Below are 24,576 nucleotides of genomic sequence, written 5' to 3'. Positions count from 1 at the left end.
AAGCCATTTGGCTGGCGCACATGGTCCACGCTCCTGGCCATCGGGACCTTCATCTTGATAGCCGTGACTGGCATTTTGATACTCTTCGACGTCGTGCCCGGATAACTTCAGCCAGGAGAGTCTGGCAATCACGGTGGATTACGCGCTGAAAGCGGCCGAGGTGGGGACGACCATGCAGCATGTGCAGGCGCTGCGCGGGACGCCGCAACGGAATCGGGTCGATAACGGCGGTGAATTCATTTCGGTGGCGCCGGATCGATGGGCGCATGCGCATGGGGTGACGCTGGACTTCTCACGTCCCGGCAAACCCACGGATAACGTGTCCATCGCGTCATTCAACGGCAGCCTGCGGAACGGATGCCTGAACGCGCCCCAGTTCCTGTCGTGGAAAGATGCGCTTGAGAAGATCGAACGATGGCGGGTGGATTACAAGGAATTCAGGCCCCACAGTGCGCTGTGGTGGCCTGACCCCGAGCGAGTTCCGACTCGCCCGCCGTGAACCCGGAAATCCCCCGTTTCGACCGCTTGGTTAATCGGGAGGAGGTCAGGAAGCAGTCATACGACCACGACCTGTGCTCTGAAACCCGTGCGACTGCCATTTCATACTCGATCGTCCGCCTCGGCCAGAACCTCGCTCACAAAACTGTCAATGTCGCGGCGGGTTGCGGATAGAACAGCCAAAGCCGTTCTGCGCTGCGGTACCACGACGACTTCGCATTGCGATGCCCAGGTGCCCCCCGGGTGAAAAGCCCGAAGCCCTTGCTGATCAGAAGCAAGAAACCAGCAATAGCCGATTTCAACATCACCGAGGCGCGCAATGGGCTTCAATGCCCGTCGAAAACCGTTGACGACAGGGTCCGGCCCCTCGCCCCAGGCGGCCCGAAGAAAGCGAAGCAAATCAGCGGTGGTTGATGCCATCATCCCCGCGGCAGGCATCTGGTCGTGCAAATAGGGTACCGCCCGTCCTTTGCTGTTGATCCCCACGATCACACGGTCTGCTCCATGTACCGGGCGGTTGAAGCCTGTACGGGTCATGCCGAGCGGTCCAAACAGCCGCTCATTCATCAGCGTTTCGAAATCGGTGCCTGCCACTTTCGCCAATGCATCGCCGAGCAAACCGACCCCCATGCTGGAGTAGCTGACTTTTTTGCCCACTTTGGCCGTTCTTGCGGCCTTTGCGAGCAGCGTGGCATAGGCGGCGGCATCCACACCACGCCATGGGTCCTTGATGGACCAGCCGAGCGCCGTCATGGCTTCTCGCCACCACAGGGCCGTCGGAGTATTGGGCAGTCCTCCTTGATGGCTTGCCAGCTCCGCCAACGTGGGTGGCCGCGACCGCCATGGCAATGAGGCACCGAGAATGGTATCGACTGGCGCATGAGGATCGACATCACCGCGCTCTACCATGATCCCGAACAAAGTGCCCGTCATGGCCTTCGTCACCGACCCAATCTCGAAACGGGCATCTGTGGCGGACATAGGAATGGCGGAATAAAACTGCTCACCCTTGCTGTCCAGCATGCCGGCCGCCAATGGCGCCGAGGATCGCCCGGCAAGGCCATTCAAGCCCCGCTCGAAGCGCTTCGCCACCGGGATCGGTTTTCCTTGCGGAGGTGGATTTCCAATCACATCGAACCCTCCCAACTCGTGATCAAACAGCGCACAGCTATATCGATGTAATAAAGTGCTGTCTTTTTAAAATCCCTCAATGGCACTGTACCCTGCTTCCAGCTGCTTTCAGCGACAGTGATGCCGAGGCGCACACGAACCAAGCACTTCAAAGGTTATTTCACGCCCATCCAGGCATGAATGCCATCAAGATGAAAGACGGAAATATCCTGATCCGGCACCATCATGATATAACCAGTTTTGTTCTTGCTGGCATTGGCAAGAGGGGCTGGCCCGCAATCGAGTCACAGCATCCGCGTGGGCCAACCACTCAAGCAATCCTGATCAACCCGCTTGGCCATGACAACTTCGATGACTTCGGGAAAAAAGCACTCACACCCAATCGTGGATCTTATGTCGCCAGAATCAAAATGCCCAGGTTGTGGCGCGGCCTTTTCGGATATCGCGGGGCCGATCCATCGTTATATGCATTCCTCACCCGCTTGCTGGGCAGCATTCGGTGAGGTTCTCACGCGCGAGTACAGCGATCCCGACTACGCGGCAGTCCACCGCCTCAGTGTGGATGCCTACGCCGTTCAGCATCCGGGCGATACCTCCCGCCAAGCCATTCAATCGGTCGGGCTGCATCTTGTTCGCTTGTGCTTCTTTCTCGAACGGGGGCTGCCTGCAACTGAAGCGAATGCGGCCATGCTCAAGGCTGGTCGCCTAAAGGCCAACTACATATGGCTCTCGAGACCAGCAGGCCTTGGCGACATCACTGTCAAAGACGTCGTGGCTGCGCAAGGCCTGACGCAACACACGGATGCGGTTCACGCTTGGGCACGCTCCGCTTGGCATGCCTGGGCCGAGCACCATTCACTTGTGCGCCAGTGGGCGGATGCCGCCTGACCTTTCCGGCGCAAGGTCGCCTTCCAGCGTACAACCTCCAAGTACCTTGCATATCAAATGTGATGAAACGGATATCAATTCCCTGATGTGGGGTAGATGAAACATCGGGCTTTGAGTGATTTGTTTCCACTGATGGGCATGGTCATCTCTGACCAGCACCGTAGAACCCACTCCCACACATCAGGATCGATGATCAGCGGATGTGCGCCCGCGTGCCCTGGACCCATTTGTCCCACCGGCATCGCCCTGCCGGAATCCCCTTCACTCTCGCCCCAGTGCTGCTTTGCTTGCGTGTTTCTCTAGGCCGGCGCTGGCAAGCCCGTGCTTGCGCAATACCCATCGACGCGGATTTGCCAGGCGCCTGCATTCAAGCCACGCAGCTTGGCAGCAGCCGACAACCGCAGCGTTGCGCATCATGAGGATGGCTTTCTGCACTGCCGCCGGCACGGCGCCTGGTCCACCGCAGCCGACGGCGCCACCGCAGCTGTCAGTGCCGCGGCTTTGACATTGGCGCCGAAGACCCGATGTCGGCCGCCCATAGTGACCTCACTCCACCGCACAATCAGACAAGTCCGATGGAAAGACAGAACATTCTAACCGCATCAGCGGGCCATTTAGAATGGCTTTGCCTGATGCCAATCCGCCCTGGGGCGCGCCATATCGTATTGGTGGGTAAATGCATCGGGCAATGCCAGACAACTACATTCTTATATTCCAATAGGATGGATTGAAATGAAACAGGACCGCCCGATGCTTCGCATTTGATGCGCCACTGGGTTTTGCCAACTGCTTGTCTTCAATATCCAAATGGAGCATGACATGTCCGAAGCAAATCATTTCCACCGCACCACAGCCGCTTGGGCAACCCTGGCGGCTTTTTCATTGCTGACCGGTTGCGACGCCGACCTGGACAGCCTGGTTGAGCAATCGCTGGCGACCACCTCGCTGCAAGCGTCGTCGCAATCAACCACCCCTGCAGTACTCAATCTACGGGTCAAGGGCCTGGGATTGGGCAAGGAACTGGCGCTGGCCTATGGCAGCACCAGCATTCCCATCCAGCTCAATGGCGCCCACAGCATTGCATTGCCGGCCACCGGCCCTGCCAACCTGCAGGTGGCCACCCAGCCCGCAGGACAGACCTGCAAGGTGGCAGAGAGCACCTCGGCAGCGGTACCGGCCGACGGCACCCCGGTCTTTGTCCGCTGCGTTCACAACGAGACGCCCACCGTCGTCCAGCCCGACACCCTGCCGAATGCGCCGCTGAGCGCGAGTTTCGGGCTGCGTGAATACGCCTACCCCGGCATTCCCTACGAAAGCCGGCCCGGCGTTGTCGGTGGCATCTTTCCGTATGAGTACCGCATCAAGCAACTCACGCTCAATGGCGCGGCGCAGAGCACAGCGAATGTCTCGGTCGACTTCCGTACCGGCGCGGTGCGCTTCACGCCCGCCAGCGCAGGCACTTATGTGCTGACCTTGGAAATACGCGACAGCGGCAGCATCCAGAAGACACTGGAACAGAGCTTTACCATCACCGCCAGCACAGCCAAGTTCATCTTCGTCTCGCCGGGCGGCACCGATGCCCCGGGCAAGGGGACGCTGGCAGACCCTTACCAATCGGTTGCGTACGCGGTTGCCAATTCCGCGCCCGACCAGGTGATCCTGCTGCGCAAGGGTACGTATCTGACCAATGGCTTCACGCTCTACGACACCAAATCGCAGCAGCTGCTGGCCTATCCGGACGAAGTCGCCACGCTGGACCTGAACCAGCAGATCCTGAACGTGTACTCGGTGACGGCGCCGGCAGCGCGGATCGAAGGCGTGGACATCACTCGGGTGAAGCTCTACGGCATCAAGAGCGAATCGACCACCAGTGGCCTCGTGATCCGCAATGTGCGGTTTGTCGACGGCGTGGGCAGCAATTCCACGAAACATGACAATCCCGGTTTTATCCACGGTACAGGGCATGATCTGAATACCCCGCGGCACAAGCTGCTGATCCAGGACAACGACTTCGGCCCGTTCAACAAGGTGAACTTTGGCAGCTACGCGGTGATACTGTTCGACGCTGGCGATTCGCTGGTGGAGAACAACCAGATCCGTTTGGGTACCAATGCACTGCAGGACGGCATCGGCGGCGGCATCCATGAGAAGGACAACTCGCAAGGCAATACCCATCGCGAGAATTACATCGACTTCCCGGCCGTGAAGACCACGCCGCTGGGTATCCAGGTGTCCGCGCAGGCTGGCTCCAGGAACATCCATGTCCATCACAACCTGCTGATCAATTCGGGCATCTATCTGGGCCTGGCATGCTTTGCGAGCTACGGCTGCACGATGCGGGACCACGATGTGCATCACAACACGGTGGTGAACCAGAGCGTGTATATGAACTGGGGGCCGTTCAACCCCGGCAGCTATGGCACACGGATCAGCTACAACGTGTTGAGCGCGCGGACCAAGCCGACATACAGCGGCCTGTCTTGCCAACCCGAGCCGCCCGATTTCAACAACCAGATCGCCGTGTCGGCCAATTTCGTGGAAAGCGTCCACGCCCAGGCGTTCAAGGACAGCGAATGCTCCGCACGCAACAAGACCTGGCCGGTGTGGCGTGATGTGCACGGCATGGACACCTTTGCATCGGGCAGCGAATTGAATGCGACGACCAGCTACCAGGTCAGCGGCTCCGGCCCGCTGACAGGGTTGCCGGCCGGGCATCCACGTCGCGGGGTGCGAGGCCACCAATGGTAATCACCTGACCCAAGCACATCCTGGGCAAATCGATGCCCGGGATGTGCTTTTTTTGGCCGATATCCGAGTCAACCTCTTTGCCTGTGTGCCACATTTCCATTCCGGACTTCGAACACGGCATCCGTACCACCACCACGGCGGGCGCACGTTTTTCGGGTCATGATGTCATTGCTGACGACGATCCTGGTTGGTCCTCGAATCAATAACCCAACACGTTGATTCCGCCAAACCCCATACCGATTGGAATCGGCGAGTTGCCATCGGCGTTTGTCAAAAACGGCGGTAGTCCCTGCCTCATTGATCCCAAGCGCGCCCTGCCCCAGTTGCGCCACACCGCCTGCACTGCCCGCCGCTCACGCCGGCCTTCCGCCACTGACCTCGGATACGGGCAGCGGAGGCACTGCGACGTGTTTGGCAATGCCCCCGTCGGCGCAGCATCCAGGGCGCTGCGTGGGCGGCGGTGCTGGACGACGCCTGCCGCTGCCAGGCAGCCCAGGCATCGGTGCCGCTGCGCACCGGCCCCGCCACAGCTTGCCCCTATCACTGCGGAGCCGGCCGGGGTGCCCTTGTCCGCGCAGGTCTTGGCGCCGCGCACAACACCAATCCGGCCGCCCCGCACCCGGTGCCCCTGCTCCCTGTACTGCCGGCAACCGAAGCAGGCCCGTGCCATCCGCGATGAGGACGTTCCGCGCGTCCGGCCAGGAACGCTGTAGCGGATGCTGTCGGCGCCTATTGCTGCAATCTGGTCTCGAAAAAGCCTTCGATGCGCTGCAGGCGGCCATCCGCGGCAAAGGACACGGCATCGACGCCATAGAACAGCACCTCGCCCCCCGCGCCATACATTTTCCATTCGAAGAGCCCGGCGTTGCCGGTCTGCCGCAGCCGGCCGACCACTTCGCCACGCAGCCCGGGCAGTTGCGCATGCGCGTCGCGGATCAGCGCATCCAGCGCCTTGCGTGAGCCGGCACTGCTGTACGGGTCCAGGTATTGCACCTGCTCGACCACGGCTTGCTCCAGCAGTTGCCGGCGTTTTTCCGGCGCAGCTTCCGACCAGGCCTGCACATAGGCGGCAATCACTTGGTTGCGACTGGTTTCGGCACGCGCGGGCGTGACGGGCAGCACGCCCAGCAGCAGGGTGGCGGGTAGCAGGGTGCGCAGCAGATGCATGACGGATCTCCGGTGGCATGGGGAAACGGCGAAATTGTACCGATCGTTAGGTAAACTATCGGATGGTCTGCCCCGGGTTGTCAAGCCGCTTGCCGCTTGCACTACACTGCGCGCAGCAAGGGGGTTTTCCGTGAGCAAGAGCAAGACCGAACTGATTGCCGCGTTGTGCAGCGTGTTTCACCGCTACGGCTACGATGGCGCCACGCTGAGCCGCATCGCCGAGGCGACCGGGTTGGGCAAAGGCAGCCTCTACCACCATTTCCCTGACGGCAAGGTGGATATGGCGGTGGCCGTGCTGCAGGCCCAGGGGGAATGGTTTCATGCCGCACTGGATGCGCTGCGCAGGCCCGGCGAGCCCGCCGAGCGCATTGCCGCCTTCGCCGCGCATCTCAGGCTGGACGCCGGTCGACGGCAGGAAGCCAGCACGCTGGATGTCTACACCATGGGCGATGCCTGTGCGCTGTTCCGCATCGAGATGGGGCTGGCCGTACAGCAGTGGCTCAGCGCGCTGCAAGGCGTGATCGAAGAGGCCGGCCTGCCGGCGGCGTTGGCCGGCGAGCGGGCGGCCGAGGCGATCGCCCTGCTGGAGGGCACGCGCCTGATGTGCCGCTGCCTGGACGATTGGCGCCGCTACGAGACGCTGCTGGATACATTGCCGCAGGTGTTGCTGAAACCATGAGGCAACGGGCGCCCGGCCCATCACCTGCCTGAATGGCACGACGCGTGGCAGGGCACCCCGGAACAGGATTCCGCCGGGGTGCCGCTGCGGGTGTGGTCCGGCTCAGCGCAGTGTGGCGCGCAAGGTCTTCGCCGCCTTCACCATGTTGGTGAGCGCCGGGATCACCTCATGCCATTGGCGGGTCTTCAGACCGCAATCCGGGTTCACCCACAACCGTTCGGCCGGCACGCGCGCTGCAGCCTGCTTCATCAGCTGGACGATGTGCTCTTCGCTCGGGATGTTGGGCGAGTGGATGTCATACACGCCCGGGCCGATCTCGTTCGGGTACTTGAAGTGGTCGAACGCGTCCAGCAGCTCCATGTCCGAGCGCGAGGTCTCGATCGTGATCACGTCGGCATCCATCTGCGCAATCGACCGGATGATGTCGTTGAACTCCGAATAGCACATATGGGTGTGGATCTGGGTCGCATCGTCCACGCCATTGGCGGTGATACGGAACGATTCGACGGCCCAGTCGAGGTATTCCTGCCACTGCGCCCGGCGCAGCGGCAGGCCCTCGCGCAACGCGGCTTCGTCGATCTGGATCACACGCACCCCGGCCCGTTCCAGATCCAGCACTTCTTCGCGGATGGCCAGCGCAAGCTGGCGGCACGACGCCGCGCGCGGCTGGTCGTCGCGCACGAACGACCAGTTCAGCAGGGTGACGGGGCCGGTCAGCATGCCCTTCATCGGCTTCGTGGTCAGCGACTGGGCATAGGTGATCCATTCCACGGTCATCGCCCTGGGGCGGCTGATGTCACCGAACAGGATCGGCGGCTTCACACAGCGCGAGCCGTACGACTGCACCCAGCCGAACTGGCTGAACGCGTAGCCATCCAGCTGCTCGCCGAAGTATTCGACCATGTCGTTGCGCTCGGCCTCACCGTGCACGAACACATCCAGCCCCAGCGCTTCCTGCTCGTGCACGCTGCGGGCGATCTCGGCCTGCATCGCCTGCCGATAAGCGGTGACGTCGATCTCGCCGGCCTTGAACCGGCTGCGTACCTGCCGGATCGCCGCGGTCTGCGGAAACGAGCCAATGGTCGTGGTCGGAAATCTCGGCAGCTGCAGCAGCTCGGCCTGCCGGGCAGCACGGATCGGATATGCGCTCTGGCGCCGGCCCAGCTGCGCATCGATCGTGGCGAGCGCCGCCTTCACCGCCGGATTGTGCACACGCGGCGAGTTGCGACGGGCGTCGATGGCGTTGCGGTTGGCATCGAGCTCGGCCTGCACGGCGGCGCGGCCCTGGTTCAACGCCGTGGCCAGCAGCGTGAGTTCGTTCAGCTTCTGCCGGGCAAACGCCAGCCATGACTTGATTTCACCGTCGAGCTGCTGCTCGCTGTCCAGATCGACCGGCACATGCAGCAGCGAGCACGACGGCGCGAGCCACAGCCGGGTGCCCAATTGCCGCGCCAACGGCTCCAGCCAATCGAGCGCGGCGTTCAGATCGGTCTTCCAGATATTGCGGCCGTTGATCACGCCCAGCGACACCACGCGGCCCGCCGGCAGCCGGGCAAGCAGCGCTTGGACTTCATCGCGCGCATTGACCGCATCCAGGTGCACGCCCTGCACCGGCAGGCTGGCCACCAGCGGCAGGTTGTCCTGCAACTGCCCGAAGTAGGTGGCCAGCAGCAGCTTGACCTTGCCGGTATCCAGCGCCTGGTAGGCTCTGGCGAACGCGTCGCCCCAGCCGGCATCCAGCTCGGTGACAAGCAGCGGCTCGTCGATCTGCACCCATTCCACCCCTTGGGCCGCCAGCACGGCCAGCAGTTCGGCGTAGACCGGCAGCAGCCGATCGAGCAGCGCCAGCCGGTCGGACTGGTCCTTGGCCTTGCCCAGGGCAAGGTAGGTGACCGGGCCGATGATGACCGGCTTGGCCTTCACCCCCTGGACACGGGCCTCGGCCAATTGGTCCAGCAGCCGCGACGCATCGAGCCTGAACTCGGTCGCCGCGCTGAATTCTGGGACGATGTAGTGGTAGTTGGTGTCGAACCACTTGGTCATCTCGCCGGCCGCCACACCGCCGCAGCAATGTGCATGGGCCTGCGCCGACTGGGCGGAGCGGCCGCGGGCGACGCGGAAGTAGTTGTCGAGCGTATCGCCGTGGAAATCCTGCACCCGCTGCGGCAGGTTGCCCAAGGTGAAGCTCATGTCCAGCACCTGGTCGTAGAAGGCGAAGTCGCCGACCGGCGCCAGATCCAATGCCGCCTGGTCCTGCCAGTGGCGACGGCGCAGCGTGGCGCCCAGCGCCAGCAGCTCATCGCGTGACGATTGGCCCTGCCAATAGGCTTCCAACGCGAATTTCAGTTCGCGCCCGGCGCCGATACGGGGAAAGCCGAGGTTGTGGGTGCGTGCCATGCTGCGGTCCTTGCCTGGATGGAATGACGCCATCGTAGGGCCGCTGAATCATGAATAAAAATGGTATTGTCTCATCCATCAATGAATTTCCATCATGCTTCAGGCGCGCCATGCCCATCCTTGAACGCATCCATCTGGCCATCATCCGCGAGGTCGACCGACACGGCTCGCTGACCGCCGCGGCCGAGCGGCTGCATCTGACCCAGTCCGCATTGAGCCACACCATGCGCAAGCTGGAAGACCAGCTTGGCGTGGCGGTCTGGCGGCGTGAAGGCCGCAGCCTGCGGCCCACACAGGCGGGCGAATACCTGCTGGCAGTGGCCAACCGGCTGGTGCCGCAGTTGGCGCTGGCGGAGGAGCGGCTGCAACAGTTCGCCAACGGCGAACGCGGTGCGCTCCGGATCGGCATGGAATGCCATCCGTGCTATCAATGGCTGCTCAGGATCGTCTCGCCCTACCTTGCCGCGTGGCCGGCGGTGGATGTCGACGTGAAGCAGAAATTCCAGTTCGGCGGGATCGGTGCCCTGTTCGGATACGAGATCGACCTGTTGGTCACACCGGATCCGCTCTACAAGCCAGGGTTGCGGTTCGAGCCTGTCTTCGACTACGAACAGGTGCTGGTGGTCGGCCCCCGGCATCCGTTGCGCGACGCGGACTGGGTGCAACCGGGGCAGCTGGCGGCGGAAACGCTGATCACCTACCCGGTCGCGACCGACCGGCTCGATATCTATACGCAGTTCCTGATGCCGGCCGGGATCACCCCCAGGCGGCACAAGCCCATCGAGACCACCGACATCATGTTGCAGATGGTGGCCAGCGGCCGCGGCGTTGCCGCGCTGCCGCGCTGGCTGGTCGAGGAATACGCCGACAAGCTCGACCTTCGCGCGGTGCGCCTGGGCAGATCGGGTATCGCCAAGCAGATCTTCCTCGGCATGCGCGAAGCGGATGCCGACGTAGATTACCTGCATGCCTTCATCGAGCTGGCCCGCGGCCCTCGTGCACGCGCATGACGGGCATGCGCGTCGCCGGCCGGATGGCGGGGCACGCCGCGCCAAGATGCGCCAAGCAGGCCCTTGCACGGACGGGCGATGCCCAGCACACGCCGCCCGGTGCGGCAGCGCCGGACTTCAGCGTTGTTGCAGCAGGCGGCGCAGGCAATGCAGCAGCGCCTCGCCCAGCCGCTCGGTACGGGGCAGCAACGCATAGTGGCCATGGCCGAAAAGGTGGGGCAGATAGCTGGCGCCTTGGCGATCCACGGTCAGGCAGAACGGCGTCAGGCCCGCCTGACGCGCCTCCTGCACCGCCCGGCGCGTGTCCTCCACGCCATATCGGCCGGCGTAACGATCGGCATCGTTGGGTTTACCGTCCGAGAGCAGCAGCAGCAACCGGTGTGCCGCCGGCTGGCGCAACAGCACCGCGCTGCCGTGCCGGATGGCGGCACCGGCACGCGTATAGCGCTCCGGTTCCAGCGCCGCGATCCGGAGGGCGACCGCCAGCGGGTCGCTGTCTGCATAGCCCTTGACCTCGCGTACGGTGACACCGCCCGCCCCTTCGCCGGAAAACGCGAGGATGGCATACGGATCGCCAAAGCGGGTCAGCGCCTGGCTGACCAGCAGCAGGGCCTCGCGCTCGATGTCGATCACCCTGCGCTCGCCCCCGATCCATGCATCGGTGGAGCCGCTCGCATCCACCAGCAGCATCACGGCCATCTGCCGCCGCTGCGGTGCGCGTGACTGGTAGATGCGCTGGTGGCCGGCCAGCCCGGCGCGCACGTCGTTGCGCAGCTCCAGGTAGGCTTCGAGGTCAAGCTCGTCGCCGTCGAGCTGCCGGCGCAGCGGCAGCCGCTCGGCCCGCAGCATCTCGAATTGGCGCCGCACTGCATGCAACAGCGGGGCATGCGCCGCGAGGGTGGCCTCCACCCAGGCCGGGTTGCCCAGCGCCGCCGGCAGCAGGTGCACGCAGGTGCCGTGCTCGGCATATTGCCCGCGGTGGCAATCCCATTCGGGATAGTCGTAGCGCTCGGACAGCGCGGGGAGATCGGTGTTGGCGCCGCTGGTGGGTGGGATGTCGGCGAGCAGGAACTCCCTGGGCCGCCCCGGCGTGCTGACCAGCCGCGCCTGCGGCAGTTCGCTGACCAGCTCGGCAAAGCCTTCGGCGGCGTCCTGCGTGTCTTGGTCGATAGGCCGTTGCAGGCCGAACGGGTCCTCGGCGTGTTCGTGCGGGTCGGCGGTCTGCACCATCCAGGCGGCGGGCTGCGCGTCGTCCTCGTCCTCGGCGGCCTGCCGCACCTGCGGCGTGCGCTGCAAGCGGGCGGAGCGCACCGGCGCGGCCTCATCGGTCGGCAGCCGCTCCGTTGCCGCCGTGGCCGGCCGGTCCACCATCGTGGTCGGCGGCAGCAGCAAACCGGTCCAGTCATCCTTGAACAGCACCTCACCGTAGCGGCGCTCGCCGCCCAGGAGGGCCCGCCAGGTGGCAGCCAGCGCCTGGGCGGCTGCCAGGCGCTGCTCCCCGGCATCAGTGACCGGCAACGGCACGTCGGGGTTACCGACCGGTGCCGCCAATGCGCGGCGGACCTCGGCTTCGATCGGCCGCAGGGCGGGCGCGAAGGCAGCCAGACCGGGACGGGCGTGCAATGCGGCGCGGCGCCAGACATCAAGCTCCGGGCCGGCACCGGGCAGCAACGCCTGCAGCGCCGCTTCGCTGGCGCGGGCCTCCACCAGCAGATAGGCATCCGCCAGCAGCGGGTCGGCCGCGATCCGCGACACGGCGGCGGGGGTCATCCCGCTGTGACGTACGGCCCGTATCCCCTGCAGCAGTGCCAACAGGCGCAGGTGCGCCATACCGGTGTGCTGTGGCACGGCGGGATGCGCGGGCAGCCAGATCTGGACCCCGTCGGTGGCCGGCAGTGGCCGGGTGCCGGCAGGGGCCTGCAGCCGCCATAAGCGGCTCAGCACCGAGTGCGGCAGGCGGGGGGGCGCCGGGCGCAGGACGAAGCGCCGGCCGAAGACCGCCGCCAGCAGCAGATCCAGGCGCCGGATCTGCGCGGCAAGGGCATCGGCGGGCGCGGGCTGGCGCGCGCGGCGGTATGCCTGCCCCCAGGCGACGAGGCGCCGGGCAGCGCCGACAAGGACATCTTCGGCTTCCGGCACCCTTGCCTCAGGGAAAGCTGGCGGCGACGAGATCCTGCATCGCGCCGACCAGCGCTGCGTCGTCCGACAGGGGTGCGATGATGGCGACCTGGCAGGCGATCGCAATGGCAATGCCACCGGCGACCAACTGCGCGGCGGCGATCAGCAAGCGGGTACTCGGCACCTCGGCCAGCCCCTGCTGGTCCAGCGCGCGCAGGCGCTTGCCGAACAGCGCGAGCCCATGCGCGGTGGCACGGTCGATACCGCTTTCGCGCACGATGATGGCCGCTTCGCGCTCCAGTTCGGGAAAGTCGAACTCCAGCGCCACAAAGCGTTGGCGGGTGCTGGGCTTCAGCTCCTTCAGCATGCGCTGGTAGCCGGGGTTGTAGGACACCACCAGCTGAAACCCAGGCGCGGCCGCCACTGTCTCGCCGGTCTTGTCGATCGGCAGCAGGCGCCGGTGATCGGCCAGCGGATGAAGCACCACCACGGTATCCTGCCGCGCCTCCACCACCTCATCCAGATAGCACAGCGCGCCTTCGCGTACCGCACGGGTCAGGGGGCCGTCCTGCCAGACCGTGCTGTCGTGGCGGATCAGGAAGCGGCCGATCAGATCATTGGCGGTCAGATCGTCGTGGCAGGCGATGGTGACCAACGGCCGCCCCAGCCGCCAGGCCATGTACTCGACGAAGCGGGTCTTGCCGCAGCCGGTCGGCCCCTTGAGCAGGACCGCGAGCCGGCGTGCGTGGCATTGCTCGAAAACCGCGACTTCGTTGCCATACGGCAGATAGAACGGTGCCTCGGCGTCGGCCTCGACAGGCGCCTGCCCGTCGAGCGCCAGTGCGGCGCCCCCCCTCACGCGGCACCGTCGGCGGTGGCGGGGGTCAGCAACGGCTCGTTCTGCGCCGGGTTGGCGGCAAATACCGGGCGATGGCGGAAGAAGTCGTAGATGAACAGGATGACACCGATGCTGAACACCGCGGCAGTGGCGACCAGCATCAGGAAGTGCACCTGGATCTTGAGCTGGGTATCCAGATAGCCCAGGCCAAGGATGCGCTCCAGATAGACCTGACCGATGCCGGCGGTGGCGAACGACAGGGTCATGCCCAGCATGCCGGCCAGTTGCAGCCAGAACGCCCAGTACCCGATGCTGCTGCCGCGTTCGCTGCGTTGCGGCGACAGTGCGGGCAGCGCATAGCTGATCATCGCCAGCACGATCATCGCGTACGCGCCATAGAACGCGGCATGGCCGTGCATCGCCGTGATCAGGGTGCCGTGCGTCCACTTATTCACCGACGGCCAGGTATGCGCGAGGCCGAGCAGACCGGCGCCGAACAAGGTGAACACGGCGCTGCCGATGGTCCAGTGCAATGCCAGGGTGTTGGGGTGGGCCAGGCCCGAGCGGCGCACGGCGGAATAGGCGTAGATCGCCATCCCCACCAGTGCCAACGGCTCCAGCGCGCTGAAGATGCCGCCGATCGGCAACCAGTAGTACGGCACGCCCACCCAGTAGTAATGGTGCGCGGTGCCAAGGATACCGGCGATGAACACCAGGCCGACGATCACATACAGCCATTTGTCCATCACTTCGCGGTCGGCACCGGAAAGCCGGATCAGCAGATATGCAAGAAAGCCGCCCTGGATCATTTCCCATACCCCTTCCACCCACAGGTGGATGGTCCACCAGCGATAGAAGATCGAGACCGTGTAATTCTCGTAGTGCAGCAACGCCGGCAGATAGAGCACCGCGGCCATCCCCAGCCCCAGCAGCAACACGCCTTCGGTGGTGGTGAACCGCCCGGATTTGCGGATGGTCATGCCCACGTTGTAGAGAAACATCAGCATCACGATCACGATCACGATCTTGTGCGGCAGCGGCTGCTCCAGCAACTTGTTGCCGGTGCCATAGCGGAACAGATAGCCGATGACAGCCGTGAGCCCCATCAGCGTCCACAGCACCAGCTGGATATAGGCAAGCTTCACGCTATGCAATTCGGTGCGCGACTCGTCGGGCACCATCCAGTAGGTGGCGCCCATGAAGCCGGTCAGCACCCATACGATCAGCAGATTGGTATGGATGACCTTGGTCACGTCGAACGGCAGGATATACAGCAGCGGGTCCGGACCCAGGTATTTGGCGGCGGACAACATGCCAAACACCAGCTGCAGGCCGAACAACACCATGGCCACGGCGAAATACCAATAGGCCACGCTTTGGGATTGATATCGCATGCTTGGATTCCTGTGCTGCGAAAGCGAACGAAAACCGGGTTATTTCAGCGAGGTCAGATACGCCACCAGCTGCTCGACCTGATCCGGCTGCAATGATTTGCCATAGGTATTGGGCATGAACGACACCCCGTTGGCCGAATACATGTCGCCGGGCACGAGATGCGCACTCGGGTCGACAATGGACTCGCGGATGTAGCCCGCCACATCCTTGGCCCGCCCCTTGTAGCCGCCCGAGCCGAGGATCTGCTGCGCACGTGCTGCCACCCCGGCCAGCGATGGACCGGCCAGGTTCACCCCGGGGGCCACCGAGTGGCACGCCATGCAGGCCGGGCTTGCGGATCGGAACACGGCTTGACCCAACGCGATCGGATTGTCCTGGGACTGTACCGGGCGGGCTGCGGGCGCCTGCGGCGCCTTGCCCCCCGCCGGCGCTGCCGCCACCTGCTTTTGCTGGTCGATGGTCAGGTCGGCACCAGGCAGGCTGCTGCCGGCCACGAGGATGGGCCGGGGCGGCCAGCCCTGGTTGTCCACCCGGCTTACCCAATCCAGGAACGCAATCAGGTCGGTGATCTCGGTTTCGGACAGATCCTGTCTGGGCATCAGCCGCCGATGGCGCTGCTCATCGTAGAACTTGGCCGGATCGCGCATATAGGCCCGCAGATAGGGCTCGCCCCGCTGCTGCGCGATCTTGGTCAGATCGGGTGCGTAATACGCCCCTTCGCCGAAGATGGTATGGCAGTTGATACAGTTGTATTTGTGCCAGACATCCTTGCCGCGCACCACCTGCGGCGTCAGGTTCTGTTCGTTGGTCAACTTGGGGAACTGGCGATGGCTGTCCAGCGTGAGCAGCAGGAATGCCAGCACTGCCACACCGGTCGACGCCAATGCGAATATCCGGGCTTGCCGCTTATTCACTTCGGGCCTCTGCGTGTCTGGTTAAACACCGATGCCATGCCAATACTTCAATGCAATATAAGTGGCATAGACAATCGAAATAAGGATGGCGAGGATCGCCACCCAGGCCAAGGCCTTCAGTCCCTGGAAAGCTGTGTTCATTTCACCGCCCGTATTCTGCGATGGCTTATTGATACAAGCCGCGGGGGCTGCCTTCAAACCCTGATTACCCATAAAAATCACATTGTTTATGCATCAGGGTTGAAATAAGCCATGCCAGGGCTGGCCTCGCAGCGGCCCTGAAGCTGCGTGGCTGCAAGCCCGGCCCGCCTCACACCAACGCCAACGCATGCCGCACATCCGACTGTGGCCTGATGTCGGCGCACGGTGGCACGCGCCGGGGGGCGCCCCGACCGGCAGTGCGTTGAGCAGGCATGGCCATCGATGCCCGATCGCACGCAACGTGCCGATACGGACACGGGTGCGATCAGTGTGCACCTCACCGGATGCAACAGTGCTCCGGGGCGCTGCTTGACGCAAACTGCGCGGGCGGTCCAGGATGGATTGAAATGCAGCCCGCTACCGCAATTGAACACGAGCAATCAAACATGATCAGCAAATCGGTGTTTGCACTATGCGTATTCAGCCTGTCTGTGAATGCCGCGGCGTCGCAGGTCTATCATTGCAAGGATGCGCAAGGAAAAAAATCATTCCAAAGCACGCCATGCGAATCAACCACGTTGAAAGTCCAGCAGGCAAAATCCGCGGGCGGTGGCGGCAAGGCAACCAGCAGCGGCAACCATTTCCATGGGATTCCGATCCACCCCTCGGCACAGAAAAAGGAGATCACCGAGGACAAATCGATCCCTGTTGCGACGATGCGCTATATCGCCCCGATTTCCAGGGCGCAGATGGTTGATTTTTATAAAAGGAATATATCGGTCAAATACAAGGAAGAGGATCTGGGCGACACCATCATGCTCAGCTACAAGATCGATGGCCTCAACAGGATGGTGAGCATCCAGGATTACTTTGGCCTGGCCGATGTGACTTTGGGAACTGAGAAATGAACGCCCAAGGCTCCGGGCGGTGGCGATCAAGGCGCCCCAGCACAACGTTCCTTCCCGGCAGGCCCGTTCGACCCATCATACGCAGCCGTATCACCTGCAGCGGGCATGCCCGGCCCGGCATGCGCCCGGCCTGCAAGAGCGCTGCCACATGGAAGGCATGCACGCACCGCCAACCTGATCCACCGGCGGCAAACCGGCCCCGCCCCCGGCTTGCTTCCCGGTTGTCGATATGGAGACCATCCCGTGAGCGCCGATTTCCCGAACAAACGAAAAAAGCTCAATGAGCAGGCACCCCCCACCCAGCCGCAGCATACAAAGCAGGTCAAGGTAGGCAACAACCTCACCTTCCAGGTGCCGATCAAGTCGACCCAGGGCAGCACGTCGACCCCAAAGCGCCCGAAACACAGCGGCCGATATCGCCTGCAATTCACGCCGGTCTCTTCCTCCAATCAGCAGCAGACCCCTGTCGTCGCACCATCGAGCACCACGCCGATGCTTTTCCATCCCGGCGTTCCATCCACGACTTCCGGCACATCCTATGCCAGCCCGGGTTTCACACCGCTGTTGCAGCCCGTGCAACCCATACCCTCGACCAGTACGTTCAGTGGTGGCCCGATCCCGCCGATGCCGACGCTACAGGGTACGGGACCGGGTACGCCGGGTTTTCAGCCGCTTCAGCCCACCAGCACGGCCAGCAATTCCAACGCCATGCCGCAAACCGGCTTTGTGCCGATCGCCGATTCCCCCCGGACCGGCAAAGGCGTCAGGAAACTGCCCCATCCCGACCGCTTCGGTGCCGACAAGATCCAGAGCGCCATCGGCAAGGTCGCGCAGCCGGATGAAAACCAGAAACGGCTTGCCCATGCGATGCAGGATTCCTTCGTGCAATACGAAAGCCTGATGGCACAGGCAAAAACGTCAAGCGATCCAGACAAAGCAAAGGAGCTTACACTTTTTGCAAAAGGCATGAAGAACGAGTCGATGCAGTATTACTCGTATTACAAGAAGTACGGAAAAATGAACGACCAGGAAAAGCAGGCAAGGACATATCACCCGCAAGTCGGGCTGTGGCACCCGGATATTGCTTCAGGGGGATTTGAGTCAGGAAGGAAGCCCGACCTGTTGAAGACCGTCAACAAAGGCAATCAGCGCATCAGCACTTTCTTGGAATTCAAATCGAGAACCCTGCCTGAGAGTTCGGTCACCCAGATCACCGATACCTTGTCGATGCTGCAAAGCAATCAAACCAAGTTCCTGACCCGCCGTCCGTGGCAGAAAGTGGATTCGCTTTCGCTCAAGAGCTACAAAGTCTCCTTTGCGGAAAGCGGCCTCGACGGTAACACGCTCAGGCAACAACACCAGGAAATACGCTCGAACAGCACTGGGCAAAACACCCTCAATCTTCGTTTCAAGGGTACCGTGCAAAAGAAGTGATCAGGTGCAGCCTTGGACCCGGTGGCGTTGCGTGGTATCAATGGGCCACGGTTGCGCACGGCCCCGCAGCAGGTGCCGCTGCCGGATGGCAGCGCTTGCGGCCGGTGAGGCCGCCCTACGCCATGCCGCCACAACCTGGTTACGGCCAGCGAGGCAGGCGTTCCGCCGGTGGCATCCGCAGCCACCCGCCCCTGCCCGGCCCCGGGCCGATCTGTGCAGGCAACCGGCGCCGGTGCAGGGAAACCCTGCCGCTTCAACCAGAACAGCCCCATTCAGGAGCACCTTATGCACCCTCGCATCAGCGTCATCACCCTCTGTGTGGACGATCTGGAAACAGCGCTCGCCTTCTACCGCGATGGCCTTGGCCTGGCGACACCGGGCATCGTCGGCCGTGAGTTCGAGCACGGTGCGGTGGCGTTCTTCGATCTGCAGGGCGGCGTCAGGCTGGCGCTGTGGTCACGCAACGATCTGGCCCACGATACCGGCCTGCCCCGCCCGGCCACCCGCCCCGCCGCCAGCGTCACGCTTGGCCACAGTGTCCGCAGCGAACGGGAGGTCGATATGGTGATGGCGCAGGCCCGCGCCGCCGGCGCACGGATCGTCAAGCCGGCGCAGCCGACGTTCTGGGGTGGCTATGCCGGCTACTTCGAGGACCCGGACGGCCATCTATGGGAGGTGGTGTACAACAAGGATTTCGTGCCTGGGGATTGAGCGCGGCTGGCAAAACCCCTCCGGCTGCGGCGTATTCCCCTGCCGTACGCCCCGCTAATGTCCTGTCCACGTTTCGCGCTTCCTGCCAGCAGCACCGCACCGGGTTTGCCAGCCGCCGAACGCATGTCGCCCCTACGGCCCTCGCACTGGGCGCGCGCCGGGCTGCGGTACCGGCCCGGCCTCGTCGGCAGACCCGTACGGCATTCACCCCCAGGTCAGCGGATCGAGCCGCAGGTAGAACGCCAGCCTTTCCCGATCCGGCGCCTGGATCGCCAGGATGTCGAACAGCAGCGCGAAGGCATGGGCGGCTTGCCGTGGCGAGGTCCAGCTGTCGCTGGCGTTGGCCAGCATCAGTGCGAGATCGGCATAGCGGTCCGCCGTGCCAAGCCGGCCCAGGTCGATCAGGCCGGTGCAGTGAAAGGTCTGCGGATCGATCATGAAGTTCGGCATGCAGGCATCGCCATGGCAGAGCACCCGGTCCTCCTGTTCCTGCCGCAGCCGCAGCGGCAGCTCGGCGGTGATCCTCTCCAGCAGGCGGGCAGCCGGCAGATGCCGGTCCTCGTCCGGCAGGAAGTCCGGATTCACGGCATTGCGCGCCACCACGTCCTCGGCGCGCGCGTACAGGCCGGCCAGACCACGCTCGAACGGGCAATGCGCCGCCGGCATGGCATGCAGCAAGGCCAGTTGCCGCAGCATGTCCGGCCACGCCTGCAGCAGGTCCGGCCCGGTCAGCATGCTGGCCGGCACGCCGGCGACGGCGCTCATCACCAGGCAGGCGCCGTCCCCGGTCTCCTGCCAATCCAGCACGCGCGGACAGGCAAACCCGGTGGCGGCAAGCCACTGCAGCCGGTCCCGCTCGCCGGCCAGCGCGCCCGCCCGCCCGCCCGATGCGAGCTTGGCGTAGGCCAGACCGTCACCGCGTCGATAGACGTGGTCCCCCGATTCGCCGGCCCCCACCGGCCGCCAGTCGCGGTGCTCACCCAGGATGGAAAAGTGTTGCAAAAGCAAATACCTCATGGTCGATATCGATCACCGCACCGGTGCCGATCCTTGGTCATGGTCGGCCACCGGTACGCACTGCGACATCTGGCGTCTGCCGCAGCCCAAGGTTCCCAACCGTCGATGCATCGGAGCCCTGCCCACCCCGGCCCACCAAGCGGCAATGCCTGGCGCGGCATCCATCCAATACCGGCCCAATCATCGCTGGCGCTTTGCCTTGCTTCTGCTATCAAGAGCCCAGCGCGATGACATCGCCATGGCCGATTACGTCATGTGCCCGACCTCGAGTGGCGCTGCTTCCACCTTCATGAGGAACGCCCGATGTATGCAAGCGGCAGCCTGGTCCAGACCTGTGACGGGGCATTCTGGTACACCGCCGGCGAAACAGGCATCGCGTTGGGGCGTGCGGCCATCGCGGCCGTGCTGGCCTATGTGCCGGATGGGTCGCCCCCGGATGCTCCCCAAAGAAAGGTCTTGACCACGGATGAGGCGACCTATCTGAAGGTGCACGCACAATCCCTGGACAACTACCGCGCCCTGGTCCTGGCGCGCAGCGCGCTGCAGGTCCCGTGCAAGGTGGACCTGGGGCGTCTGGTCTTCGTTGACCCGGAGAAGATCGTCAAGGTGGTGGATGCGCAGGCGGCGGTCGCCGCCTGGTCGGCGCACCGCCCCGACCGCCAGCGGCTGCTCGATGCGCTTTGCCACCATCTGGGGCTCAACATCGATGCGCTCGGCATTTCGGGCAGCACGCTGATGTTCAGCGATCTGCGTGATCGCCACGAACTGGATCTGGTGATCTACGGGGCCGAGGCATCGCGCAACGCGTGGCGCAGGATCGGGGAATGCATCGCAGCGGGGGTGTTTGAACCCATCGCAGGCTACAGCCAGCGCTTTCGTCTGCTCGGGATCGAGATCGACCCCCAGTTCGCGCTGAAACCTGCCGACGGCTCCGTCCTTGGTGGGGTGTGCCCCATCGACAGCCGGATGGGCGAGGCATGCACGGCCACGGTCACATGCCACCGGATGGGGCATTTCTATCCGGCAGTCTATGAAACCGATTGCGGCCCCAGGCTGATGTCGTTCCGCTTCGGCCATCGCGGCCTGTTTCCAAGCGGCAGCATGATCCGCCTGCCGCCGCTGCCGATCATCACCTTCGCCCGGTCGGACGGCAGCACCTGGGAGGCCAGGCTGCTGCGCGGCGAATGGCTGGCGCTTGCCGGCAACCCCTGACTCGCCTGCCGCGGCGCTGCGGGTGTCGCCAGGGTGGGGTATGGTCGACCATGGCTGGGGCTGCGCATGCGCACCGGATCAGTGCCCCAGGCGCGCAGGAGCGTGCTCATGCCGGGGCCGAGAACGCCTGCGTCAGCGCAGCGAGGTCGAATTTCTTCATGGTGAGGAACGCCTGCGTCACGCGGTCGATCCTCGCCCGGTCGCCACAGCCCATCATCTCATCGAGCACCACTGGCACGATCTGCCACCAGATGCCGAACCTGTCCTTGCACCAGCCGCACTGTTCCGCCTCCGGCACCGCGGAAAGCCGCGCCCAATAGCGGTCGATCTCGGCCTGATCGCGACAGTGGACCACGAAGGAGACTGCCTCGTTGAAGTCAAAGCCATGGGGCAAGGCGCTGTCCATCGCGGCGAACCAGGTTTGATCCAGCCGGAAGTCCGAATACATCACCGTGCCCGTGCGCTCGGGTTCCGCCCCCGCCGGATGGCGGAGCAGCTGGCCGGGTACCGAGCCGTCGAACACCGAGCGGTAGAAGGCACCGGCCTCTTCGGCCTTGCCGCAGACGTCGCCCGTGAACAGCAGAAAGGGGGTCAGCGCGGGTCGCGGCTCGCCCCCGGGATTGGACAGGATCAATTGCCACGACAGCCCGAACCGATCCTGCACCCAGCCATAGCGCTTGCTGAACGGGTATTCATCGAGCGGCATCAGCACCTGCCCGCCGGCGCTGAGTGCCGCCCACGCCGCATCGAGCTGCTCGCGCGCCTGCGGATTGCGCGACGGATCGAAGTTGGCAAGCAATGAAATCGATGGATTGAAGTTGAAGAACGGCCCGCCCGAGATCGCCAGGAAAGGCTGGCCGGCCAGCCGGAACGACACCACGTCGCAGTCGCCCGAAGGCGTATCGTGCAGCTCGACGACGCGGTCGATGCCGGAATCAGGGAAGATCGCACTGTAGAATGCGGCAGCCTCTCGGGCTTGCTTGTCGAACCACAGATGTGGGGTGATGGGCAGGGTCAGTGACATGTCGATGCGCTCCAGCGGGATGGCCTATACAGTTGATATCAACATACTTGCACCAATGTCAAGCATGATGTTTCCTTACGATCAGACTCTGGCGGTCGCCCAGACCTGCCTGTGCCTGCATGCGCAGCGGGCGGCGCGGGCGCTCACCCGCCATTTCGATGAGGTGTTCCGGGCGCTGGACCTGACCAGCGGTCAGTTCTCGCTGATGATGGCGCTCAACCGCCCCACCCCGCCGACGGTCGGCGAGCTCGCGCCGTTCCTCGCGATGGACCGCACCACGCTGACTGCCCAGCTGAAACCACTGCAGCGGCGGGGATGGGTCGACGTGGCCGCCGACCGGGGGGATCGACGCAAGCGCCGCGTGGTGCTCACAGCGGCCGGGCACGCACTGTTGCACCGTGCCCACCCCATCTGGCTGCAGGCCCATGCCGCACTGGAACAGGCCGTCCCCACGCCGGATGAGCTGCGCGCGCAGCTGATGCGGCTTGCCGCGGCCCCCACCCCGGTGAACGCGGCGCCTGCCGGTTCCTCCTATCCACCGGACCAGCATCGCCCCACGCCAGGGGCCGGAAAACAGCCATGAGCGATCGCGCCACCCCCAATCTGCCGTCCAGGGACTTCGACCTCACACAGCGCTTCTACGCGCCGCTCGGCTTTGCATGCACCTACCGCGACGACGGCTGGCTCATCCTGGAACGCGATGGACTGTGCCTGGAGTTCTTTGCCCACCCCGCACTCGATCCGGCATCGAGCTGGTTCAGCTGCTGCCTGCGCCTGGACGACGTGCACGCTTTCCACCGCATCTGCCGCGCCGCGGGCATTCCCGAATCCACCACCGGCTTTCCACGCCTGCACCGGCCGGAGCCGCAACCCTGGGGTGGGCTCATGGGCGCGCTGATCGACCCGGACGGCACGCTGCTGCGGCTGATCCAGACCTAGCCTGTCGCCAAGGGCAGTATCTCCAGCGGATCGCCTCGGCCCGCGCCGCGTCAGCGCACCAGCGTGGCCAGCAGACCGGCGCCGGCGCATGCGGCGAGCACCTGGATGACGTTGCGCTTGAAGCGGAACAAGGCAATGCCAGCCGCCAGCGCGATCAGCGCCGGCACGACGTCGAAGCCGCCGGCAAAGCCATGCGGCCACAGCACGTGGTAGCCGAAAAACAGTGCAAGGTTCAGGATCACCCCGACCACGGCGGCGGTGATCGCGGTTAGCGGTGCGGTGAACCCGAGCACGTTGTGCGTGGATTCGATCAGCGGGCCGCCCGCCAGGATGAAGACGAACGATGGCAGGAACGTGAACCAGGTGACCAGCACCGCCGCCAGTGCACCGCCGGCGAAGGCCAGGTCCGCGCCGAAGTGCGCCTGCAGATAGCCGCCGACAAAGCCGACGAAGGCCACCACCATGATCAGCGGGCCCGGGGTGGTCTCCCCCAGCGCCAGGCCGTCGATCATCTGCGTCGGGCTCAGCCAGCCATAGTGGCTGACCGCACCCTGATAGACATAGGGCAGTACCGCGTAGGCGCCGCCGAAGGTGAGCAACGCGGCCTTGGTGAAGAACCACGCCATCTGCGTATAGGTGTGCTGCCAGCCGAATCCTGCCGCAAGCAGCGCCAGCGGTACCGCCCACAGCAGCGCGCCGATCAGCACCACGCGGGCAAGCCCGCCCCAGCGCAAACGGGCGTGCGCGGGTGGCGGCGTGGCATCGTCGATCACCGCAGGGCCGTAGGAGCGGTCGGCGGCTCGATGCCCACCGCCGACGCTGAACTGTGCCGGGGCGACCCGCCCACCGACATGGCCGACCAGCGCCGCCGCAAGCACGATCAGCGGGAACGGCAGATCGAACGCGAAGATGGCGACGAACGAAGCGGCGGCGATCACCCACAGCGCCTTGTGCTTGAGCGCCCGGCCACCGATGCGGTGCGCTGCCTGCAACACGATGGCGGTGACGGCGGGCTTGATGCCGTAGAACAGGCCGGCAACCAGCGTGGTGTTGCCGAACGCGATGTACACCCAGGACAGCATGATCAGGATCAGGAGCGACGGCAGCACGAACAGTGCGCCGGCGACGATGCCGCCCCAGCTGCGGTGCAGCAGCCAGCCGATATAGGTTGCCAGTTGCTGGGCTTCCGGCCCGGGCAGCAGCATGCAGTAGTTCAGCGCATGCAGAAAACGTCGCTCCGAGATCCAGCGCCGCCGCTCCACCAGCTCCTGGTGCATGATGGCGATCTGTCCGGCCGGCCCGCCAAAGCTGATGAAACCCAGCTTGAGCCAGAACAGCAGGGCCTGCCGGAAGGTGGGCGGTTCGGGATGCCGGTCCGAGGAGGTGGCGGCGTCAGGATGCATCATG

22 protein-coding genes and 1 pseudogene are annotated in these 24,576 nt (G+C 64.4%); 12 read left to right on the top strand and 11 right to left on the bottom strand.

Annotated features, from left to right (window positions below):
• The first annotated feature begins 133 nt into the window (after positions 1-133).
• Positions 134-533: pseudogene (locus tag N8I74_RS07950) on the top strand (integrase core domain-containing protein).
• A 67-nt stretch (positions 534-600) separates the two neighbouring features.
• Here the strand turns inward: N8I74_RS07950 and N8I74_RS07945 are convergent.
• Positions 601-1,644 carry a serine hydrolase domain-containing protein gene (locus N8I74_RS07945; RefSeq protein WP_263126354.1) on the bottom strand — a complete coding sequence of 348 codons (1,044 nt, stop codon included), beginning with the start codon at positions 1,642-1,644 and terminating at the stop codon, positions 601-603.
• A gap of 161 nt (positions 1,645-1,805) precedes the next feature.
• Here N8I74_RS07945 and N8I74_RS07940 point away from each other — a divergent pair, with 161 nt between their 5' ends.
• From N8I74_RS07940 to N8I74_RS07935, 3 genes are all read left to right on the top strand, one after another.
• Positions 1,806-2,132 carry a hypothetical protein gene (locus tag N8I74_RS07940; RefSeq protein WP_263126353.1) on the top strand — a complete coding sequence of 109 codons (327 nt, stop codon included), beginning with the start codon at positions 1,806-1,808 and terminating at the stop codon, positions 2,130-2,132.
• Positions 2,023-2,517, top strand: coding sequence for a DUF5946 family protein (locus tag N8I74_RS19455; protein ID WP_408611918.1), 495 nt, complete (start codon positions 2,023-2,025; stop codon positions 2,515-2,517). Before N8I74_RS07940 ends, N8I74_RS19455 begins: the two co-directional genes overlap by 110 nt.
• Before the next feature lie 819 nt (positions 2,518-3,336).
• A complete protein-coding gene (locus tag N8I74_RS07935; RefSeq protein WP_263126352.1) occupies positions 3,337-5,265 on the top strand; it encodes a right-handed parallel beta-helix repeat-containing protein in 1,929 nt (642 codons plus the stop codon).
• Between the two features lie 729 nt (positions 5,266-5,994).
• On the opposite strand, the gene N8I74_RS07930 is transcribed toward N8I74_RS07935, so the two are convergent.
• Positions 5,995-6,432, bottom strand: a complete 438-nt coding sequence (locus tag N8I74_RS07930) for a hypothetical protein (protein WP_263126350.1) — start codon at positions 6,430-6,432, stop codon at positions 5,995-5,997.
• Positions 6,433-6,562: 130 nt separating this feature from the next.
• Between N8I74_RS07930 and N8I74_RS07925 the strand changes: the two genes are divergently transcribed.
• A complete protein-coding gene (locus N8I74_RS07925) occupies positions 6,563-7,111 on the top strand; it encodes a TetR/AcrR family transcriptional regulator (RefSeq protein WP_263126349.1) in 549 nt (182 codons plus the stop codon).
• A 102-nt stretch (positions 7,112-7,213) separates the two neighbouring features.
• Here the strand turns inward: N8I74_RS07925 and metE are convergent, their stop codons facing one another.
• On the bottom strand, positions 7,214-9,508 hold the full coding sequence (metE, locus tag N8I74_RS07920) for a 5-methyltetrahydropteroyltriglutamate--homocysteine S-methyltransferase (protein WP_263126348.1): 2,295 nt from the start codon (positions 9,506-9,508) through the stop codon (positions 7,214-7,216).
• Between the two features lie 110 nt (positions 9,509-9,618).
• Here metE and N8I74_RS07915 point away from each other — a divergent pair, with 110 nt between their 5' ends.
• The gene (locus N8I74_RS07915) at positions 9,619-10,518 is read left to right on the top strand and encodes a LysR family transcriptional regulator (protein ID WP_263126347.1); all 900 of its coding nucleotides are present in this window, start codon (positions 9,619-9,621) and stop codon (positions 10,516-10,518) included.
• Positions 10,519-10,635: 117 nt separating this feature from the next.
• On the opposite strand, the gene N8I74_RS07910 is transcribed toward N8I74_RS07915, so the two are convergent.
• From N8I74_RS07910 to N8I74_RS07890, 5 genes are read right to left on the bottom strand one after another with little or no spacing between them, the layout of a single operon-like run.
• On the bottom strand, positions 10,636-12,657 hold the full coding sequence (locus N8I74_RS07910) for a VWA domain-containing protein (protein ID WP_263126346.1): 2,022 nt from the start codon (positions 12,655-12,657) through the stop codon (positions 10,636-10,638).
• Positions 12,658-12,664: 7 nt separating this feature from the next.
• Positions 12,665-13,495: a CbbQ/NirQ/NorQ/GpvN family protein gene (locus N8I74_RS07905; protein WP_263126345.1), complete on the bottom strand. Its 831-nt coding sequence runs from the start codon at positions 13,493-13,495 to the stop codon at positions 12,665-12,667.
• A complete protein-coding gene (locus tag N8I74_RS07900; RefSeq protein WP_263126344.1) occupies positions 13,492-14,868 on the bottom strand; it encodes a cbb3-type cytochrome c oxidase subunit I in 1,377 nt (458 codons plus the stop codon). Before N8I74_RS07900 ends, N8I74_RS07905 begins: the two co-directional genes overlap by 4 nt.
• A gap of 39 nt (positions 14,869-14,907) precedes the next feature.
• The gene (locus N8I74_RS07895; protein WP_263126343.1) at positions 14,908-15,783 is read right to left on the bottom strand and encodes a cytochrome c; all 876 of its coding nucleotides are present in this window, start codon (positions 15,781-15,783) and stop codon (positions 14,908-14,910) included.
• A gap of 21 nt (positions 15,784-15,804) precedes the next feature.
• Complete coding sequence (locus N8I74_RS07890; RefSeq protein ID WP_263126341.1) at positions 15,805-15,996, bottom strand: hypothetical protein; 192 nt, start codon at positions 15,994-15,996, stop codon at positions 15,805-15,807.
• 335 nt (positions 15,997-16,331) lie between these two features.
• Between N8I74_RS07890 and N8I74_RS07885 the strand changes: the two genes are divergently transcribed.
• The 3 genes from N8I74_RS07885 (at position 16,332) to N8I74_RS07875 (ending at position 18,977) form a co-directional block, all read left to right on the top strand.
• Positions 16,332-16,832 carry a DUF4124 domain-containing protein gene (locus tag N8I74_RS07885; protein WP_263126339.1) on the top strand — a complete coding sequence of 167 codons (501 nt, stop codon included), beginning with the start codon at positions 16,332-16,334 and terminating at the stop codon, positions 16,830-16,832.
• Positions 16,833-17,075: 243 nt separating this feature from the next.
• Entirely contained in the window at positions 17,076-18,266 is a 1,191-nt protein-coding gene (locus N8I74_RS07880; RefSeq protein ID WP_263126338.1) for a hypothetical protein, read from the top strand.
• A gap of 285 nt (positions 18,267-18,551) precedes the next feature.
• A complete protein-coding gene (locus N8I74_RS07875) occupies positions 18,552-18,977 on the top strand; it encodes a VOC family protein (protein ID WP_263126336.1) in 426 nt (141 codons plus the stop codon).
• Positions 18,978-19,181: 204 nt separating this feature from the next.
• Here N8I74_RS07875 and N8I74_RS07870 read toward each other — a convergent pair whose 3' ends face one another.
• Complete coding sequence (locus N8I74_RS07870) at positions 19,182-19,994, bottom strand: APH(3'') family aminoglycoside O-phosphotransferase (RefSeq protein ID WP_408611891.1); 813 nt, start codon at positions 19,992-19,994, stop codon at positions 19,182-19,184.
• 303 nt (positions 19,995-20,297) lie between these two features.
• Between N8I74_RS07870 and N8I74_RS07865 the strand changes: the two genes are divergently transcribed.
• On the top strand, positions 20,298-21,206 hold the full coding sequence (locus tag N8I74_RS07865) for a hypothetical protein (protein WP_263126335.1): 909 nt from the start codon (positions 20,298-20,300) through the stop codon (positions 21,204-21,206).
• A gap of 106 nt (positions 21,207-21,312) precedes the next feature.
• On the opposite strand, the gene N8I74_RS07860 is transcribed toward N8I74_RS07865, so the two are convergent.
• A complete protein-coding gene (locus tag N8I74_RS07860; RefSeq protein WP_263126334.1) occupies positions 21,313-22,230 on the bottom strand; it encodes a VOC family protein in 918 nt (305 codons plus the stop codon).
• Between the two features lie 64 nt (positions 22,231-22,294).
• Between N8I74_RS07860 and N8I74_RS07855 the strand changes: the two genes are divergently transcribed.
• Positions 22,295-22,813: a MarR family winged helix-turn-helix transcriptional regulator gene (locus N8I74_RS07855; RefSeq protein WP_263126333.1), complete on the top strand. Its 519-nt coding sequence runs from the start codon at positions 22,295-22,297 to the stop codon at positions 22,811-22,813.
• Positions 22,810-23,169, top strand: coding sequence for a bleomycin resistance protein (locus tag N8I74_RS07850; RefSeq protein ID WP_263126331.1), 360 nt, complete (start codon positions 22,810-22,812; stop codon positions 23,167-23,169). Before N8I74_RS07855 ends, N8I74_RS07850 begins: the two co-directional genes overlap by 4 nt.
• A gap of 50 nt (positions 23,170-23,219) precedes the next feature.
• Here the strand turns inward: N8I74_RS07850 and chrA are convergent, their stop codons facing one another.
• Positions 23,220-24,575, bottom strand: a complete 1,356-nt coding sequence (gene chrA, locus N8I74_RS07845) for a chromate efflux transporter (RefSeq protein ID WP_263126330.1) — start codon at positions 24,573-24,575, stop codon at positions 23,220-23,222.
• Position 24,576: the final 1 nt, after the last annotated feature.

Origin of the sequence: Chitiniphilus purpureus (assembly GCF_025642115.1) — a bacterium.
GTDB classification, from domain to species: domain Bacteria; phylum Pseudomonadota; class Gammaproteobacteria; order Burkholderiales; family Chitinibacteraceae; genus Chitiniphilus; species Chitiniphilus purpureus.
This window is presented reverse-complemented; position numbering and strand designations above follow the sequence as displayed.

Bases quoted from the DNA above. Each gene is read 5' to 3' on its own strand.
- N8I74_RS07940 (WP_263126353.1), top strand. From the start codon at position 1,806: ATGAATGCCATCAAGATGAAAGACGGAAATATCCTGATCCGGCACCAT.
- N8I74_RS19455 (WP_408611918.1), top strand. From the start codon at position 2,023: ATGTCGCCAGAATCAAAATGCCCAGGTTGTGGCGCGGCCTTTTCGGAT.
- N8I74_RS07935 (WP_263126352.1), top strand. From the start codon at position 3,337: ATGTCCGAAGCAAATCATTTCCACCGCACCACAGCCGCTTGGGCAACC.
- N8I74_RS07930 (WP_263126350.1), bottom strand. From the start codon at position 6,432: ATGCATCTGCTGCGCACCCTGCTACCCGCCACCCTGCTGCTGGGCGTG.
- metE (WP_263126348.1), bottom strand. From the start codon at position 9,508: ATGGCACGCACCCACAACCTCGGCTTTCCCCGTATCGGCGCCGGGCGC.
- N8I74_RS07915 (WP_263126347.1), top strand. From the start codon at position 9,619: ATGCCCATCCTTGAACGCATCCATCTGGCCATCATCCGCGAGGTCGAC.
- N8I74_RS07900 (WP_263126344.1), bottom strand. From the start codon at position 14,868: ATGCGATATCAATCCCAAAGCGTGGCCTATTGGTATTTCGCCGTGGCC.
- N8I74_RS07890 (WP_263126341.1), bottom strand. From the start codon at position 15,996: ATGGGTAATCAGGGTTTGAAGGCAGCCCCCGCGGCTTGTATCAATAAG.
- N8I74_RS07885 (WP_263126339.1), top strand. From the start codon at position 16,332: ATGCAGCCCGCTACCGCAATTGAACACGAGCAATCAAACATGATCAGC.
- N8I74_RS07875 (WP_263126336.1), top strand. From the start codon at position 18,552: ATGCACCCTCGCATCAGCGTCATCACCCTCTGTGTGGACGATCTGGAA.
- N8I74_RS07870 (WP_408611891.1), bottom strand. From the start codon at position 19,994: ATGAGGTATTTGCTTTTGCAACACTTTTCCATCCTGGGTGAGCACCGC.
- N8I74_RS07865 (WP_263126335.1), top strand. From the start codon at position 20,298: ATGTATGCAAGCGGCAGCCTGGTCCAGACCTGTGACGGGGCATTCTGG.
- N8I74_RS07860 (WP_263126334.1), bottom strand. From the start codon at position 22,230: ATGTCACTGACCCTGCCCATCACCCCACATCTGTGGTTCGACAAGCAA.
- N8I74_RS07855 (WP_263126333.1), top strand. From the start codon at position 22,295: ATGATGTTTCCTTACGATCAGACTCTGGCGGTCGCCCAGACCTGCCTG.
- N8I74_RS07850 (WP_263126331.1), top strand. From the start codon at position 22,810: ATGAGCGATCGCGCCACCCCCAATCTGCCGTCCAGGGACTTCGACCTC.
- chrA (WP_263126330.1), bottom strand. From the start codon at position 24,575: ATGATGCATCCTGACGCCGCCACCTCCTCGGACCGGCATCCCGAACCG.